Here is a 15,501-nt window from a genome sequence, read left to right as displayed (position 1 = left end):
CGACGAGTGCCCCGGTCGCGATGCGGCCGGGGCACTCGTGTGTCCCGGGCCGGGCACCGGCCGCCCGGCCGGCGCATCGGACGGATGTCTCGTCCCCTCTCGGTCAAGTTCCCCCACTCCGCACGCTTCGCTTGACGGCGGCCGAACCGGTACCCGACGATCCATGCGTTGGACCAGTGGCCAGTCCAGCTGGGGCCGAGCACGCCCGCCCGCGCGCGTCCGACCCCACTGCACAGCCGGTCGCATCGCCCCACCGATGCCGACCACTTCCCGAGGTGAGGCGTTATGGATCAGTTCGAGACCGCCCTACGCACCGTCGTAGGAGACATCGGAAAGATCGTCGCGAACGACGGCGGATCGCTGGAGTTCACCGACTACCAGCCGGATTCCCGGCAGCTGACCGTCGCGTTCACCCCAGCGGGCAACGACGAGTGCAGTGCCTGCACGATCGATGCGGCGATGGTCAGGGCATTCCTCACCGAGGCCGCGAAGGCACACGACGTCCCGGTCGAGACGTTGCACATCGACACCCCGAGCGCGACATGAGCGGCGACGCCGCATTCGAGATGCGGGTACTGAACCCGACCGCCGACCGCTACGGCACCGACCTCGCCGATCTGGCACCCCGTCCGCGCAGCCTTTCCTCGCTGACCGTCGGATTGCTCTGGAACGGCAAGCCGAACGGCGATGTGGCGTTGCGCGCCATCGGTTCGGCCATCGAGGAGCGGTTGCACGGGACCCGGACACTGTTCTACAGCGGCTCGATCCCGTGCGACCGCGAACTGCTCGACCAGGTGATCGCCGAATGCGACGTGGTGGTGGCCTGCACCGCCGACTGCGGATCGTGCAGCTCGTGGATCACCCACGACGCCAGCGTTCTCGAGCGCGCCGGGATCCCGGCCGTCGTGGTCGCCTCGAAGGGCTTCGAGGAGGACATCGCGGCGAGCGCCCGCGCGTTCGGCGTGCCGAACGTGCAGACCGTCGTCGTCCCCGAGGTGTACAACAACATCACCGCCGAGGCGTCGACCCGGCAGTCGCTGGACGCGCTGGACCGGATCATCGCCACCCTGGAGGGTGCGGCCGACGCGGCCGAGCCGCCCGCCGGGCTGGACGACCCGGCCGAGCTGCGGTTCACCGGAGCGGACCCGGTCGGGCTGCTCGGCGCCTACAACGACCACTTCCTGGACCGCGACTGGGGCGACGGCTACCCGCTGCTGCCGCCGACCCCGGAGGCGGTCGACGCGCTGGTCCGGCGGATCGGCGCCGACCCGGACGAGGTGCTGTTCACGGTGCCGCCCGGCAACGGCCAGGCCACCCCGCGCAAGATCGCCATCGCCTGCGCGATGGCCGGCACCACGGCCGCCGAGATGGTCGTCGTCGAGGCCGCGCTGCGGGCGATGCAGGACCCGGCCCAGCGGGTCCGGTTCCGCACCATGCTGATGTCGACCAGCGCGCACGCCCCGCTGGTCCTGGTGAACGGGCGGCACGCCCGCGCGCTCGGGATCAACGGCGGCCGGGGCTGCATCGGGCCCGGCGCCCGGAACCGGGTCAACCTGCGGATCGGGCGGGCGATCGTGCTCGCGCTGAAGAACCTGGGCGCCTGGTACCCGGGCGTGCTGGACATGGACACGATCGGCTCGGTCCGCAAGAACATCGTCGTCGTCCGGGAGAACGACGAGGAGAGCCCCTGGGCCCCGTTCCACACCGGCGCCGGGTTCGGCCCCGACGACGACACCGTCTCGGTCTTCATCACCCTCGGCGAGTCCGACGTCGGATTCCAGGGCCACCTCGACGGCGACCAGCTGGCCCGCTCGATCAGCGCCTTCGACACCGTGCACGGCGGCTACTTCTCCAACCTGTTCGGCGGCTCGGGGGCCAAGCACTCCCCCAACGGCCGGCTGCTGCTGGTCGCCCCGCCGCACGCCGAGGCGCTCCAGCGGGACGGCATCGACCGGGAACGGCTGCAGGAGCTGCTGTTCGAGTACGGCCACCAGCCGGTCGCCCGGGTGATCGAGATCTGGCGGAAGCTGCACGCCGACGGCAAGACCCTGCCCGAATGGGACTGGCTGTTCGAGCTGGATGCGGCCGCGCAGCGCGAACGCACGATCCCGGTGGTCCGGGACGCGGCGCAGTACTCGATCGCGGTCTGCGGCTCGACCCGCGGCAAGGACCTGCTGATGCCGACGTCCAGCCCGCCCATCACCACCGGACTGCGCACCGACTGGATCGTCGAGCCGGACTGAGGCGTCCGGACGACCGCGATACCCGAATCGGCACGACGCTACGACGATGCAATGGAGCATTCTTGATGGTGCGACGCGGTAGACACCTCATCGGCGGCGCGGTGATCGCCGCCGCCGTCCTCCTGCTCGGCGCCTGTGGGGTCACGAACACCCAGCAGGCCCGATCCGGCACCGATGACGGCGGCCCGTTCTACACGGCCGACGACGAGATCACGCTGTACGTCCCGTTCGCCGCCGGCGACACCTCCGACCGGTTCAGCCGGTTGTTCGCCGAGCACTTCACGGCGGAGCTGGAGGGGAACCCCTCGATCGTCATCCAGAACGTTCCCGGTGGTGCTCAGAAGGAGGGCATGAACGCCTACGAGCGTTCCGAGCACAACGGGCTGAACATGGCGATGAGCAGCGGCGGGCTGATCAGCTCGTCGCACTTCGACCCGGAGGGCATCCAGTTCGACCTCGCCGGCTACCAGCCGGTGGTGGCCTTCGGCGGCGGCATGATCCTCTACGGGCCGGGTGACACCGGACCGCTCGACCAGCTGGCGACGTCCGACCGGCCGGTCTTCTACGGCGGGATGGAGCTCAACGCCTCCGAGGCGGTGCGGGTGTTCGCACTGGAGCAGCTGGGTCTGCCCCGGTTCGAGCCGCTGATGGGCTACGACGGCGGCGGCGCCATCACCACCGCGGTGATGCGCGGGGAGCTCACCCTCGGCAACTCGACGTCCTCGCACTACGCGCAGAACGTCGTCCCGCTCGCCGAACAGGGCGAGATCACCCCGCACATGGTGCAGGGATACGTGCGGGACGGCGAGGTCGTGCGCGATCCGGCGTTCCCCGACCTGCCCACGATGCCCGAGGCCTACGCCATGCTGACCGGCCAGGAGCCGAGCGGCACCGGCTGGGAGGCCTACACCGCGATCACCGCGACCCAGACCAACCTGTTGCGGACCTACTGGATGCACGGCGACGCACCGGAGGCCGCACGGACCGCGGCCGCCGACGCCGCCGCCGCGGTGGCCGCCGATCCGGCCTTCCTGGAGGAGGCCGCGACATTGCTCGCTGCCGACCCGGAGCCACTCGTCGGTGCCGAGCTGGAGGCCTCGGTCGGCCAGATCCAGGACCTCTCCCCCGAGACCGTGCAGTGGGTCGAGGATTACCTGGACTCCAGGCGGTAGGACGATGCTCGTCTCCGCGCTGGAAGCGCTGCAGGTCCTGCTCAGTCCGCAGCACCTGCTCTGGACCGCCACCGGGGTCGCGCTCGGGGTGATGCTGGGCATCATCCCGGGCCTCAGCGGCCTGACCGGTATGGCCGTACTGCTGCCCCTGGTCGTCGGGCTCGAGCCGGCCAGCGCGATCGCGCTGCTGATCGGCCTGATGGCGGCGACCACGATCGGCGACACCTTCCCGTCGATCCTGATGGGTGTACCGGGGACGGCGGCCTCCCAGGCGACCGTCGTCGACGGCTATCCGATGGCCCGTCAGGGGCTGGGCAGGTTCGCACTCGGTGCGTCGTTCATGGCGAACCTGCTGGGCGGGGTGCTCGGGGCGATGACCCTGTTCCTGCTCATCCCGCTCGCCCGGCCGCTGATCCTGGGCTTCGGCTCGCCCCAGCTGCTCGCGCTGACCCTGCTCGGGCTCAGCCTGATCGCGGTGCTCACCCGTGGCGCGGTCGGACCGTCCCTGGTCGCCGCGCTGGGCGGGATGTTCCTGGCCTCGATCGGCAGCGCCACGATGACCGGCGAGTACCGCTTCGTCGGCAACGTGTTCTACTTCTACGACGGCCTGGACCTGCTGATCCTCGCGATCGGGCTGTTCGCCGTGCCGTCGGTGCTCTCGTTGCTCACCCAGGGCCAGGCGGTCACCCCGGAGCTGCAGAGCAGCCGGGGTGGCGTGCTGCGCGGCGCGCTCACCGCGCTGCGTCACCGAGGCGTCCTGATCGGCAACTCGCTGCTCGGCACGTTTCTCGGGATCGTCCCGGGCATCGGCGGCAGCGTGATCGACTGGATCGCCTACGGCGGGACGAAGCGGCTCGCCCGGAAGAACCGGGAGAACTTCGGCAAGGGCGACGTGCGTGGTGTCATCGCCCCGGAGGCCGCGAACAACGCCAAGGACGGCGGGGTGCTCGTCCCGACCCTGATGTTCGGCATCCCGGGCAGCGCCACCGCGGCGATCCTGCTCGGCGGGCTCGCCACGATCGGCGTCACCACCGGCCCCAGCATGCTGCGCCCGGAGAACCTGTACCTGATCCTGGTCATCGCCTGGACGCTGGCGCTGGCCAACGTGCTCGGCGCGCTGGCCTGCATGGGCATGGTCGGGCCGCTGAGCAGGCTCAGCCTGCTGCAGCCGCGGACCTACGCCCCGTTCCTGCTGGTCATCATGCTGGTCGCCGGGTACCAGTCGGGACGCCGGTGGGGCGATCTCGTCGCCGTCGTCGTGATCGGGCTGCTGGCCTGGCTGATGCAGGCCATGAAGTGGCCGCGTCCGCCGCTGCTGATCGGCTTCGTGCTGGGCCCCGCCGCGGAGAACTACCTGTGGCTCTCGGTCAGCCGCTACGGATGGGACTGGCTGCTCTGGCCGTCCGTGCTGGTGATCCTCGGGATAGCGGCGATCACGATCGCCAGCAGCTTCACCGGCGCCGGTCCCGGCGCCGTGCTCGACCGGGCGACCGCACAGGCCGACGGCGGCAGCGACGATCGGAGGACGAATGCTTGACCGGACCCGGATCGCCGTCGGGGTCGCCGTGCTGGCCGGTTTCCTCGCCGCCGCGACGCTGTCGCTGAGCTCACTGCACACGCCCACCTACTGGTTCCCGGCCTTCGTCACCGTCGCCGGCTCGCTGGTCGCCGGCTATTCGCTCGCCGTCGACCTGATCAAGCTGCGGCGCGGAGCACCGGTCGTCGACGGCGACATCACCGACATCGGTGCCTCGCTCGACGACGGCCGGGGCTCCGGGGAGCCCGGCACCGGGCCGGCCGGTCCGAGCGTCGGGATGCGGGCGCTGGCCTGGACCGGGTGGCTGATCGCGCTGCCGGTGCTGGCGCTGTTCATACCGTTCTTCTTCGCCGCGCTGCTGTGGCTGGTCGCGGTGACCCGCCTCCAGTCCGGGTTGAGCTGGAAGTTCGTGGTGCCGGCCACGGCGGTCTTCGCGGTGCTGCTCAACGTCGTCGTGGTCGCCCTCGACATCGCGCTGCCACCGGCGATCATCACCGGCCTCGGGTGACGACCGGGCCGGTGCCGCTGGCCCGTACAGTCTACAGAGGACACGAAGGACACAGAGGACACGGAAAACCAGCGGCATCGCGCCCGCCGCCCGGCTAGCGTCGGGCCACGGACCGGCACCGGAGATCCCGTGCCTGCACGGTCCGGTCCCGGGGGTGTCTGGTGCGAGCGCTGACGTGGCGGCGGCTCGGCGGACCGGCCTCCGCCGTCGCGATCGGGGCGGCCGTGCTCGCCGCGGCGGCCGAGGCGATCGCGGCGACCGTCGTCGGGCAGGTCGCCGCCGGCCCGACCGCGACCCTGGTCATGGCGCTCGCCGGGCTGCTGCTCGGCGCGGCCCTGCTGGACACCGTCGGGCGGGTGCTGTTCGCCGGGGTCGTCGGCCGGGCCGAGGGCCGGCTGCGGGCCGACCTGGTGGACTCCGCCTTCGCCCAGCCGCTCCCCCGGCTCGAGGACCAGGCGGTCGGCGAGCTCCTGGACCGGGTCGACGACGACTCCCGCCAGCTCGCGCAGCTCATCCGGCGGATCGGCTGGGAGACCGGGCGTGCGGTGCTCCGCTCGGCGCTGGCGTGGATCGCCGCCGGACTGGTGTTCTGGCCGGCCTGGATCGCGTTCCCGCTGGTGGCGGCTCTGGTCGTGCTGGTGGTCCGGCCGCTGACACCGCTGCTCGCCCGCTGCAAGATCGCCGAGGAGATCGCCTGGTCCGATCACTCCGCGCAGCTGGAGGAGGCGATCGCGGGGCAGGACGACGTCCGCACCTCGCTCGGGCAGCCGCACGTCGTGCGCGGCTACGCGATCCGGGCCGCCGCGGTCATCGCCCGGGTGCACGCCACCTGCATCGTCGCCACCCAGGTCGGGCTGCGCGCCGGGTTCGTCGCGCACGCCCTGCTGGGCGCGGTCGCGATCGGCGGTGTGTGGCTGGTCGCGGGCGATCCCGGCGGGATCGCCGCGCTGGTCACGCTGTGGATCCTGGTCACCGCGTTCGTCTCCCAGGTGGACGCGATCGTCGACCGGATGCCCGACATCCAGGCCGGCATCGGCGCCCTCACCCGGGTCCGCTCGCTGCTGCTCGCCGAGCGTGAACCGGACGGCGGGCTGCCGCTCCCGGACGCCCCGGCCGACGTGCGGCTGCGCGGCCTCACCGCCGGCTACGACGGCGGGTTCCGGCTCGCCGGGATCGACCTCACCGTCCCCGCCGGGACGACCTGTGCACTCGTCGGTCGCACCGGATCCGGGAAGTCGACGATCGCGAAGGTCCTGTCCCGGGCGATCGAGCCGCCGCACGGGCAGGTGCTGATCGGCGGGCGGGACGTCCGCACGATCGCCCTCGACGACCTGCGCCGCGGGGTCGGGGTCGTCACCCAGCGCACCGAGATCCTGGCCACGACGCTCGCCGGGAACATCACGCTGCTCGATCCCGCGGTGCCCCGCGACGCGGTTCGGGCCGCGGTGTCCGCGCTCGGTCTGGACGGTTGGGTCGGCGCGTTGCCCGACGGCTTGGACACCCGCCTGGGCGTCGGCGGGATCACGCTGTCCGCCGGTGAGCAGCAGCTCGTGGCGTTCGCCCGGCTGCTGGTGCGCGACGTCGCCGTCGTCGTGCTGGACGAGGCGACCGCCCGGATGGATCCGCGCACCGAGGAACGGGTGACCCGGGCGGCGCAGGCACTGCTGGCCGGCCGGACCGGGATCGTGGTCGCGCACCGGCTCTCGACGATCCGGCGGGCCGACACGGTTGCCGTCCTGGAGGACGGCCGGCTCGTCGAGCACGGCGACCGGGCGCAGCTGGCCGCCGGGTCCGGGCACTACGCCGAGCTGCTCGCCTCCACCGGTGAGCCGGACAGGCCGGCGCCGGAGTCCCACGACCCGTCCGACGACCCGGCCGAGGACGGCCTGCTGCACCGGTCGGCCCGGCGTCCGGCCCCCGTGCCCGCACCGGTCCCCGTCCCGAAGCTGTGGTGGACCACGCTGCGGCTGGCGTTCGTGCACCCGCGGTGGGGGCTCGTCGGCGGAGCCATGTTCAGCATCGCGACGCTGGCCGGCGCGACCGGCGTCGTCACCGGCTGGTTGTGGGGACAGGTCGCCGCCGCGCTGCAGGGCGGTGCGACGCCGTGGGGCCCGGCGCTGGTGCTCACCGGGGTGCTGCTGCTGTTCCCGGTGTGGATCGCGGTCGCGTTCCGCACCTATCCGCGCTGGTGGACGGCGACCACCCTGCGGTTGCGGCTGGCGGTGCTGCGCGGCCAGACGATGCAGCACCGTGGCGTCCGCGCACCGGCCGGCGAGGTGGTGGCGCGCGCGCTCGACTCGGACCGGATGGTGCTCTACGTCGACCGCTGGGTGGACGTGGTGAACTCGGTGATCGTCGTGACCGTCGCCGGCCTGATCGCGGGCGACGTCCGGGTGGCCGCGGTGATCGGCGTGTTCCTGCTGCTGTGCGCCGGGGTGGCCGCGGTCGGTGCGCCGTTCGCCGGACGGGCCGGGCGGGCCGCGGCCGATGCCCGTGCCCGGTTCGGCACCTCGCTCGGATCGGCGCTCGACGCGGCCCGCACGGTGAAGCTGGCCGCCGCCACCGGTGTGCTGCAACAGCATCTCGGGCAGGTCGACGCGCGCCGGGTGCGCGCCACCGTGCGCGAGTACCGGATCCGGGTGCTGCTCGAGGGTGTCCCGGGTGTGCTGATGCAGGCGGCCGTCGTGCTGACCTGGGCCATGTACCTGACCGGACGCTGGGATCTGGCGGTCGCGATCCTGGTGTCGACGACGCTGAACGGCGCCGGATTCCTCGGGCAGGTCTGCGCGGCCGCCGTCACCGAGGCGCCGATCGCCCGGCGCTGGCTGCGCGCGATCACGCCGTTCGCCGGGCCGGCGGAACCGACCCGGCTCCCGGCGGGTGTCGACGTCGTCGCCGGGAGGGCGCCGGACCCGCCGCCGGTGCCGCGCGAGCGGCTGCGCCGGCTGACCCTGGAGAAGGTCACCGCGGTGCACGACGACGGCACCGTCGGGGTGGAGGGCGTCGATCTCGACGTCGACGCCGGCGAGCTGGTGCTGATCACCGGTCAGGTCGGGTCCGGGAAGTCCAGCCTGCTCGCGGGCCTGGCCGGGCTGGTCGGGTACGAGGGCGTGATCCGGTGGAACGGGCGCGGCGTCGACGATCCGGAGGGGTTCCTGCGGCCCGGCCAGGTCGGCTACGTCGGTCAGGTGCCGCGGGTGCTCTCGGGCAGCTTCGACGACAACATCGCGCTGTCCCACCGGCGGCCGGTCGCCACCGCCGTGGACGACGCCCGGCTGGCCCGCGACGTGTCATCGGCGGGCGGCCCGGACGCCGTCGTCGGGCATCGCGGTATCCGGCTCTCCGGCGGCCAGGTGCAGCGGCTGGCGATGGCCAGGGCGCTGGCGACCGGGGCGGAGCTGATCGTCGCCGACGACGTGTCGTCGGCGCTGGACGTCCGCACCGAGATCGAGCTGTGGGCCGCGCTACGGCGGCGGGGCAGCACCGTGATCGGGGCGAGCACCAAGCGGGCCGCGCTGGCCCGGGCCGACCGGGTGCTCGTGCTGGACCGGGGCCGGGTCGCCGACGAGGGACCGTGGGACGAGCTCGCGGCGCGCTGGTCGCATCTGGCGGGCTGAGGCCCGCGCCTCACCCGGCCGGGAGCGGGTGCTCGGCGAGGAACCGCCGGACCTGCGCGGACGCCTGCTCCCGCCGGTCCAGGAAGTACGCGTGCCGCGCCCCCGGCCACGACGACCAGCTCCGCGCCCGGGATCCGCTCGGCCAGCAGTCGTCCGTTCGCCACGGGCGTGTACTCGTCGGCGTCGCCGTGCAGGACCAAGGTCGGCGCGGTGATGGCGGGGAGCGCTTCCCAGGCGTCGTGCCGGGCACTCGCCCGGCGGTGCCCCGCCCGGGCCCTGGTGGTCATCGACGCGTCGCCCAGGACCGGCAGCGGACCGGCCCACCCGCCGCCGACCATCAGACGGACCAGCTCGCGGCGCGCGGGCCCCGGGGGGCCGGCCAGGGTGCGCAGGATCCCCCGGTCGGCGGGTGCGGTGCCGAGGCCGCCCGCGCTGGTGCAGCCCAGGACGAGAGCCCCGACCCGATCCGGATGATCGACGGCGATCCACTGCGCGATCCGGCCGCCCATCGAGGTGCCGTAGACGTGCGCCCGCTCGATGCCGAGCTCGTCGAGCACGGCCACCGCGTCGTGCGCGAAGCGCCGGGTGCTCCAGTGCCCGTCGGCCACGTCGTCGCTGGTCCCGGTCCCGGCGTGGTCGACCGCGATCGTCCGGTGGCCGGCGAGGTCCGGGCGGACCGGCCCCCACCAGTCCCGCGAGTTCGCCTGCCCCGCGAGCAGCAGCAGCGGCTCACCGGCACCGGCGACGTCGAAGCCGATCCGGGTGCCGTCCGGGGCCACCGCCCACCGGTCGTTCGGCCCCGGGGACGGTGCGGTACTCACGGCGCACACCGTATCCGCCGCACCGGGATCCCCCGGCCGGGCCTCAGCCGCAGTGGTCCTCGTGCGCGACGTGCGCGCCGTGCTCCACCTGCAAGGTCGAGTGCTGCAGCCCGAACTGCTCCCGCAACGCGTGCGACGCCCGGTCCAGCACCGACTCGCTGCCGCAGTGCAGCTCGCTCTCCTCGTCCACCACCAGGTGCGCCGACATCGCCGGGGTCCGGTCGTTGATCGCCCACAGGTGCAGGTCGTGCACCTCGCGCACCCCGGACACGGCGAGCAGCGCCGCGCGCACCGCACCGACGTCGATCCCCTTCGGCGCGCCCTCCAGCAGCACGTGCGACGCCTCTCGCAGCAGCCCGACCGCCCGCGGCAGGATCAGCGCGACGATGAACAGCGACGCGATCGTGTCCGCGTACGGCCAGCCGGTGGTCATCAGCACCAGCGCTGCGGCGAGCACACCCACCGAGCCCAGCGCGTCGCCGAGCACGTGCAGCATCGCACCGCGCATGTTCATGTTGCCGCGGTCGCCGCCGGACAGGACGATCAGCGCCGCGATGTTGCCGAGCAGCCCGAGCACACCGATGACCAGCAGCGGCAGGCCCGGGATCTCGACCGGCTGGAAGAACCGCTGGATGCCCTCGACCGCCACCCACACGACGACCGCGACCAGGGTCAGCGCGTTCAGCGCCGCGACCAGCACCTCGGCCCGGCCCATGCCGTAGGTCCGGCGGTCGGTCGCCGGCCGGGCGGCGAGTATCGACGCGATCAGCGCCGCGAACAGCGCACCGGCGTCGGTCAGCAGGTGCCCGAGATCGGCGAGCAGCGCCAGCGAGCCGGTGAGTATCGCACCTGCGGCGCCGAGCACCGCGGTGCACAGCGTGATGGCGAGCGCGATCGCGAGCCGGCGCCGGTCCCCGCCGGCGTGCCCGTGGCCTCCGTGTCCATGACCCATGCCGGCAGCTTACTCATGCATGTATTCGCATGTCTAAACGGATTGGGCTCCGGTCCGGCGCCAGGGCGCACGCCTCCGCGAGACGGTGGCGCACTCGGCGGCCGGCACGGCGCCGGCCGGTGAGTCGGTGTGCCGGCGTGCGGGACCGCGGGCGCAGGTCAGTGGCCGCCGGTGAGCACGGCGGGACCCCGCGGGTGGAGCTCAGCCACCGTCGGCGAGCACGTCCGGGGTCATCCGTACGCCGTCCGCGGCGAGCACGTCGGAGGCGACGTCGCGGCAGGCCGTCCAGCCGAACTCGACGTCGCGCTTCGCCGGATAGCTCGTGAGCACGGCGAGTGCGCGGCCCTCCCAGGCCAGTACGCAGTTGACGTTCCAGAAGCCGGCGCCGTGCCGGGTCCAGCCGTTCTTCTCCGCGACGGCCCCGGGCAGCAGCCCGTGGATCCCGGAACGCCCGTCGGGGGTGATCGAGGCCAGGTCGGTGAGCAGCTCGGAGCCGCCGGGCCAGTCCGGCGCGCGGTCCCGGACGCAGGCCAGGATCGCCGCCGCGTCCACGGCGCTGATCTGGGTGAACGACCACCAGCCCGGCCGCGACGTCGCCACCGACACCCCGCACTCGGCCGCCAGCCGGTCGGTCGCATCCTCCCGGCCGGCCCGCCGGTAGAGCCGCTCCGCGGCGGAGTCGTCGCTCGCCCGCACCGCAGCGGCGATGTCGGCCCGCTCGTCGTCGGTGACCGGGCGCTGCGCCTCGGCCGCGGCACGCAGGGTGTCCGCGGCGAGCCATGCCTTGATCGTCGACTCGGCCTCCGTGCGGGTGCTGTCGGCGTCGGCCGAGCCGGTCCACCGGCCGGTGGCGGTGTCGAGCAGAGCCCAGGAGAGCTGGAGGTCGTCCTCGTCCTCGCGGGCGACCGGAAGGGTGCCCGGCGGCAGATCGACTGCCTCGCGCGGGGCGAACCCGGTGCCGGCGTCCGGCGCGGTCATCGCGAAGAACAGATCCCGTGTGGTCCCGAGGAGCGCCGACGCGGCCGACTCCCCCGCCGGGCCCGGGAGCGCGGGCGGGCGCACCGGATCCGCGGCACCGGTGTCGGCGGACGCGGCCCCACCGTCGTCGGCCGCCGGTTCCGGATCCTGCACCGGCGGCTCGACCTGCGGCTCCGGGATGTAGGGCGCCGGCGGAGCCGGGGTGTCGGACGGGCCGGGGCCGCCCGGTGCGGTGGCGGCCGTCGGGGGTTCGGATGTGGACCACGGCACGGCCGGGGTGGGCGGGACCGGCGTGCCGGCATCCGCCACGGCCGACGGGACCGGCGTGCCGGCGTCCGCCACGGCCGACGGTACGGGCTCGGGAGCTGCCGATCCCGGAGATGCAGCCCCCGGCGACTCTGCCCCCGCCGATGCGGCCGCAGCCGCGCTCGGACCGGCCGGTGCCATCCCGGCACCGAACGCGGTGGGTGCGGAGACGGCGACGACCGCGACAAGCGCACCCGCCCAGCGGTTCAGGCGTCGTCCGGGCACCGCTCCCCCGTCCAGGAACCGGCGGACGACCGACGTCGCGACGGGAACCGGCCCGGCCCGATCCTCACCGATCGTGGCCGGTTCCGGACAGGTGCCGTTGAACGTTCACACAGGATTATCAGGATTCTCCACAGAACCCGGCGTTCCGTGACGACTCGGACACGGACCGTCCCCCGTCGAGCGTGCCCGGACAGCTGGGCATACCGTCGCGCAACGATTCGACGAACGGGGGGCCACGGTGGGCCGGTCGCGCACGATGCCGCTGGAACGGATTCTCGCCAGGAGCCGGGATGCCGCCGGCGGCCCGGACGGCTCCGGCGGTGCCGAGAGCCCCGGCGGCTCCGGCAGCTCCGGCAGCACAGGGGCCGGCAGTCCGCTGCGGCGCTCGCTGCGCGCCCGGGACATGGTCGGCTTCGGCGTCGGCATCATCATCGGCACCGGCATCTTCACCCTCGCCGGGGTCGAGGCCCAGCAGCACGCCGGGCCGGCCGTCACGCTGTCGTTCCTGATCGGCGCGGTCGTCGCCGGACTGGCCGCGATCTGTTACGCCGAGCTGGCCTCGTCGGTGCCGACCGCGGGCTCGGCCTACACCTACGCCTTCGCCACCCTCGGCGAGACCGTCGCCTGGATCATCGGCTGGGACCTGCTGCTGGAGTTCGGGCTCGGCCTCGCGGTCGTCTCGCGCAGCTGGTCGGGCTATCTCGCGGAGCTGTTCGGGCTGCCGTCGGCCTGGTTCGGCGAGGACGCGACGATCAACGTCGGCGCGGTCGCGATCATCGCGGTGCTGACCGTGGTGGCCGTCGCCGGCATCCGGGAGTCGGCGCGGCTGACGAACGTCCTGGTGCTGGTGAAGCTCGCGGTGTGCCTCCTGATCCTGGCCGTCGGCGCGTTCTACGTGAACCCGGCCAATCTCACCCCGTTCATCCCGCCGGCCCGGCCCGCGGAGGACGGCGGCACGGTCTTCACCCAGCCGATCGTGTCCGGGGTGTTCGGGCTGGAGCCCACCGTGTACGGCGTCGGCGGCATGCTCACCGCCGCGGCGGTGGTGTTCTTCGCCTACACCGGCTTCGAGGCGCTCGCCAACCTCGGCGAGGAGGTGCGGCGCCCGAACCGGGACCTCAAGATCGGGCTGCTCGGGGCGCTCGCGATCTGCGCGGTGCTCTACGTCGGGGTGTCGATCGTCCTCACCGGGATGGTCCCCTACACCGAGATCGACACCGGGGCGCCGCTCGCCGCCGCGTTCTCCTCGGTCGGCCTGCCGTGGGTCGGTGCGCTGATCGCGATCGGCGCCGTCACCGGTCTGACGTCGGTGATGATGGTCGAGCTGGTCACCATCGGCCGGATCGGCTTCGCGATGGGCCGCGACGGGCTGCTCCCCGAGAAGATCGGCACCGCGCACCCGCGGTGGGGCACCCCGCACCGGATGACGATCATCGGCGGAGTGGTGTGCGCGGCCATCGCGGCCGTCACGCCGATCACGGCGCTGGCCGACATGGTCTCGATCGGGGCGCTCGCGGCGATGATCGTCGTCGCGGTCGCGGTGCCGATCCTGCGCCGCACCCGGCCGGACCTGGAGCGCCCGTTCCGGGTGCCGTTCTCACCGGTCGTCCCGGCGCTGACCGCGCTGGCCTGCCTCTACCTGATGCTGAACCTGAACCTGGACACCTGGATCAGGTTCGTCGGCTGGCTACTGCTCGGCCTGCTGGTCTACGTGTTCTACGGCCGCAAGCACTCGTTCCTGGCGGAGGAGCGGGTCACGGACACCCGGTGAGCGTGGCGACCGCGCTCACCTCGCCCCGGCGCAGCGCCCGGCGCAACCGCCGGGCGAAGGTCAGCCGCCTGCGGACCTGCCGGACCGGCTCCAGCTGGGTGGCCTCGTGCAGCCGCCGGTGCAGCGGGCCCTGGTCGCCGCGCCGGTCCAGCAGCGACCAGGAGAACTCGACCGGGTCGACCCCCTCCAGGCGCTGCGGCACGGTCTCGAACCACTGCATGCTGCGCCGCGCCATCTCCTGCACCGGCGCCATCGCCGCCCGGCGGCGCGCGTCGTAGGCGGCCAGCGCGGCCTCGATGTCCACGGCCGGCTCGAACCCGCCGTCCGGGCCGTGCGCCGGGTAGAGCTCCTCGGCGAGAGCGATCGCGTCGGCCACCGCGAGCACGGTGCCGGACCCGATCGCGAAGTGCGTGGTGTGCGCGGCGTCGCCGGCGAGTACCACGTTCCCGGAGCGCCACGAGGTGTTGCGGACCTCCCGGAACTCCAGCCACGGCGAGGAGTCCGCGCCGGGTGGGGCGATCAGCGACTCGCCGTCGAGCGACCGGTGGAAGATCCCCTCCAGCAGCCGCATCGCGTCGTCGGCCGCCATGGTGTCGAGTCCCAGCCCCCGCCAGGTCTGTGGGGTGCACTCGACGATGCAGGTGCTGACGCAGTCCGCCGCCGGGTAGGCGTGGAACCAGATCCATCCGGCGTCGGTACGAGCGAAGGCGAAGGTGAAGGCGCGGAACGGCTTCGAGGTGCCGAACCAGACGTAGCGGTTGGCGCCGTGCGCGATCCGGGTGCCGAAGTCGCCGGGCCGCGCAGAGCGGATCGCGCTGCCGATCCCGTCCGCGGCGACCACGACGTCAGCGTCCGCGGTGAGCGGATCGGCCGCGAGATCGCCGTCGGCCGCGACCGCCGTCTCGAACCGCAGGTCGACGCCGACCTGGCGGGCCCGGGCGGTCAGCACCTCGAGCAGCCGGGACCGTCCGATCGAGTAGCCGTAGCGTCCGCCGAGATGGACCGTCTCGTCGCCCACTTCGACGACCTGGTCGCCCCAGACGTGCGCGGCGGCCCGGACGCCCTCGGCGCCGACCGGGTCGGTCCGGTACAGCTCGTCCAGGATGTCCTCACCGAGGGTCACGGCGAAACCGGACGCGGTACCCGGCGCGGTGCGTTCGGCGACGACGACCTCGTCCCGGCCACCGGAGCGAAGCCGCGCCAGGATGCCGGTGTAGAGGCCGGCCGGGCCGCCGCCCACGCACACGATCTTCACGCCACATCCCTTCCGCGGACCGTCGACCGACAGGCCCGTCGCAAGGGTAGGCGAAGAACCGGACACCGGTGCTACGAGGGGTAGCCGGTTCCGTGCCGGAACGTGACGATCAGGGG

At 73.4% G+C, this 15,501-nt stretch carries 10 protein-coding genes and 1 pseudogene; 7 read left to right on the top strand and 4 right to left on the bottom strand.

The window, feature by feature from the left end:
* The first annotated feature begins 285 nt into the window (after positions 1-285).
* From Pdca_RS14135 to Pdca_RS14110, 6 genes are all read left to right on the top strand, one after another.
* The gene (locus Pdca_RS14135; protein ID WP_085915759.1) at positions 286-546 is read left to right on the top strand and encodes a hypothetical protein; all 261 of its coding nucleotides are present in this window, start codon (positions 286-288) and stop codon (positions 544-546) included.
* Positions 543-2,243, top strand: a complete 1,701-nt coding sequence (locus Pdca_RS14130) for a UGSC family (seleno)protein (RefSeq protein WP_085915758.1) — start codon at positions 543-545, stop codon at positions 2,241-2,243. Before Pdca_RS14135 ends, Pdca_RS14130 begins: the two co-directional genes overlap by 4 nt.
* A gap of 65 nt (positions 2,244-2,308) precedes the next feature.
* Positions 2,309-3,415: a type 2 periplasmic-binding domain-containing protein gene (locus tag Pdca_RS14125; protein WP_085915757.1), complete on the top strand. Its 1,107-nt coding sequence runs from the start codon at positions 2,309-2,311 to the stop codon at positions 3,413-3,415.
* A gap of 4 nt (positions 3,416-3,419) precedes the next feature.
* Positions 3,420-4,952, top strand: coding sequence for a tripartite tricarboxylate transporter permease (locus tag Pdca_RS14120; protein WP_085915756.1), 1,533 nt, complete (start codon positions 3,420-3,422; stop codon positions 4,950-4,952).
* A complete protein-coding gene (locus Pdca_RS14115) occupies positions 4,945-5,460 on the top strand; it encodes a hypothetical protein (RefSeq protein WP_085915755.1) in 516 nt (171 codons plus the stop codon). Before Pdca_RS14120 ends, Pdca_RS14115 begins: the two co-directional genes overlap by 8 nt.
* 161 nt (positions 5,461-5,621) lie before the next feature.
* The gene (locus Pdca_RS14110) at positions 5,622-9,077 is read left to right on the top strand and encodes an ABC transporter ATP-binding protein (protein WP_197719986.1); all 3,456 of its coding nucleotides are present in this window, start codon (positions 5,622-5,624) and stop codon (positions 9,075-9,077) included.
* Positions 9,078-9,571: 494 nt separating this feature from the next.
* On the opposite strand, the pseudogene Pdca_RS36885 reads toward Pdca_RS14110, so the two are convergent.
* The 3 genes and pseudogenes from Pdca_RS36885 to Pdca_RS14095 form a co-directional block, all read right to left on the bottom strand.
* Positions 9,572-9,856: pseudogene (locus Pdca_RS36885) on the bottom strand (alpha/beta fold hydrolase); the annotation flags it as partial.
* A gap of 85 nt (positions 9,857-9,941) precedes the next feature.
* Positions 9,942-10,850, bottom strand: coding sequence for a cation diffusion facilitator family transporter (locus Pdca_RS14100; protein ID WP_085915753.1), 909 nt, complete (start codon positions 10,848-10,850; stop codon positions 9,942-9,944).
* Positions 10,851-11,051: 201 nt separating this feature from the next.
* Positions 11,052-12,170, bottom strand: coding sequence for a hypothetical protein (locus Pdca_RS14095; RefSeq protein ID WP_085915752.1), 1,119 nt, complete (start codon positions 12,168-12,170; stop codon positions 11,052-11,054).
* A 445-nt stretch (positions 12,171-12,615) separates the two neighbouring features.
* Between Pdca_RS14095 and Pdca_RS14090 the strand changes: the two genes are divergently transcribed.
* Complete coding sequence (locus Pdca_RS14090) at positions 12,616-14,130, top strand: APC family permease (RefSeq protein ID WP_085915768.1); 1,515 nt, start codon at positions 12,616-12,618, stop codon at positions 14,128-14,130.
* Here the strand turns inward: Pdca_RS14090 and Pdca_RS14085 are convergent.
* Positions 14,114-15,385: an FAD-dependent monooxygenase gene (locus Pdca_RS14085; RefSeq protein ID WP_085915751.1), complete on the bottom strand. Its 1,272-nt coding sequence runs from the start codon at positions 15,383-15,385 to the stop codon at positions 14,114-14,116. The genes Pdca_RS14090 and Pdca_RS14085 overlap by 17 nt on opposite strands.
* Between the last annotated feature and the right edge of the window lie 116 nt (positions 15,386-15,501).

Origin of the sequence: Pseudonocardia autotrophica (genome assembly GCF_003945385.1) — a bacterium.
GTDB lineage: Bacteria > Actinomycetota > Actinomycetes > Mycobacteriales > Pseudonocardiaceae > Pseudonocardia > Pseudonocardia autotrophica.
Note: the sequence above shows the minus strand (reverse complement) of the source record. Positions and strands in the feature narration are given on the sequence as shown.

Excerpts from the sequence above, each read along its gene's own strand:
- Pdca_RS14120 (WP_085915756.1), top strand. The coding sequence starts at position 3,420 with ATGCTCGTCTCCGCGCTGGAAGCGCTGCAGGTCCTGCTCAGTCCGCAG.
- Pdca_RS14125 (WP_085915757.1), top strand. The coding sequence starts at position 2,309 with ATGGTGCGACGCGGTAGACACCTCATCGGCGGCGCGGTGATCGCCGCC.
- Pdca_RS14130 (WP_085915758.1), top strand. The coding sequence starts at position 543 with ATGAGCGGCGACGCCGCATTCGAGATGCGGGTACTGAACCCGACCGCC.
- Pdca_RS14135 (WP_085915759.1), top strand. The coding sequence starts at position 286 with ATGGATCAGTTCGAGACCGCCCTACGCACCGTCGTAGGAGACATCGGA.
- Pdca_RS14090 (WP_085915768.1), top strand. The coding sequence starts at position 12,616 with ATGCCGCTGGAACGGATTCTCGCCAGGAGCCGGGATGCCGCCGGCGGC.
- Pdca_RS14100 (WP_085915753.1), bottom strand. The coding sequence starts at position 10,850 with ATGGGTCATGGACACGGAGGCCACGGGCACGCCGGCGGGGACCGGCGC.
- Pdca_RS14115 (WP_085915755.1), top strand. The coding sequence starts at position 4,945 with ATGCTTGACCGGACCCGGATCGCCGTCGGGGTCGCCGTGCTGGCCGGT.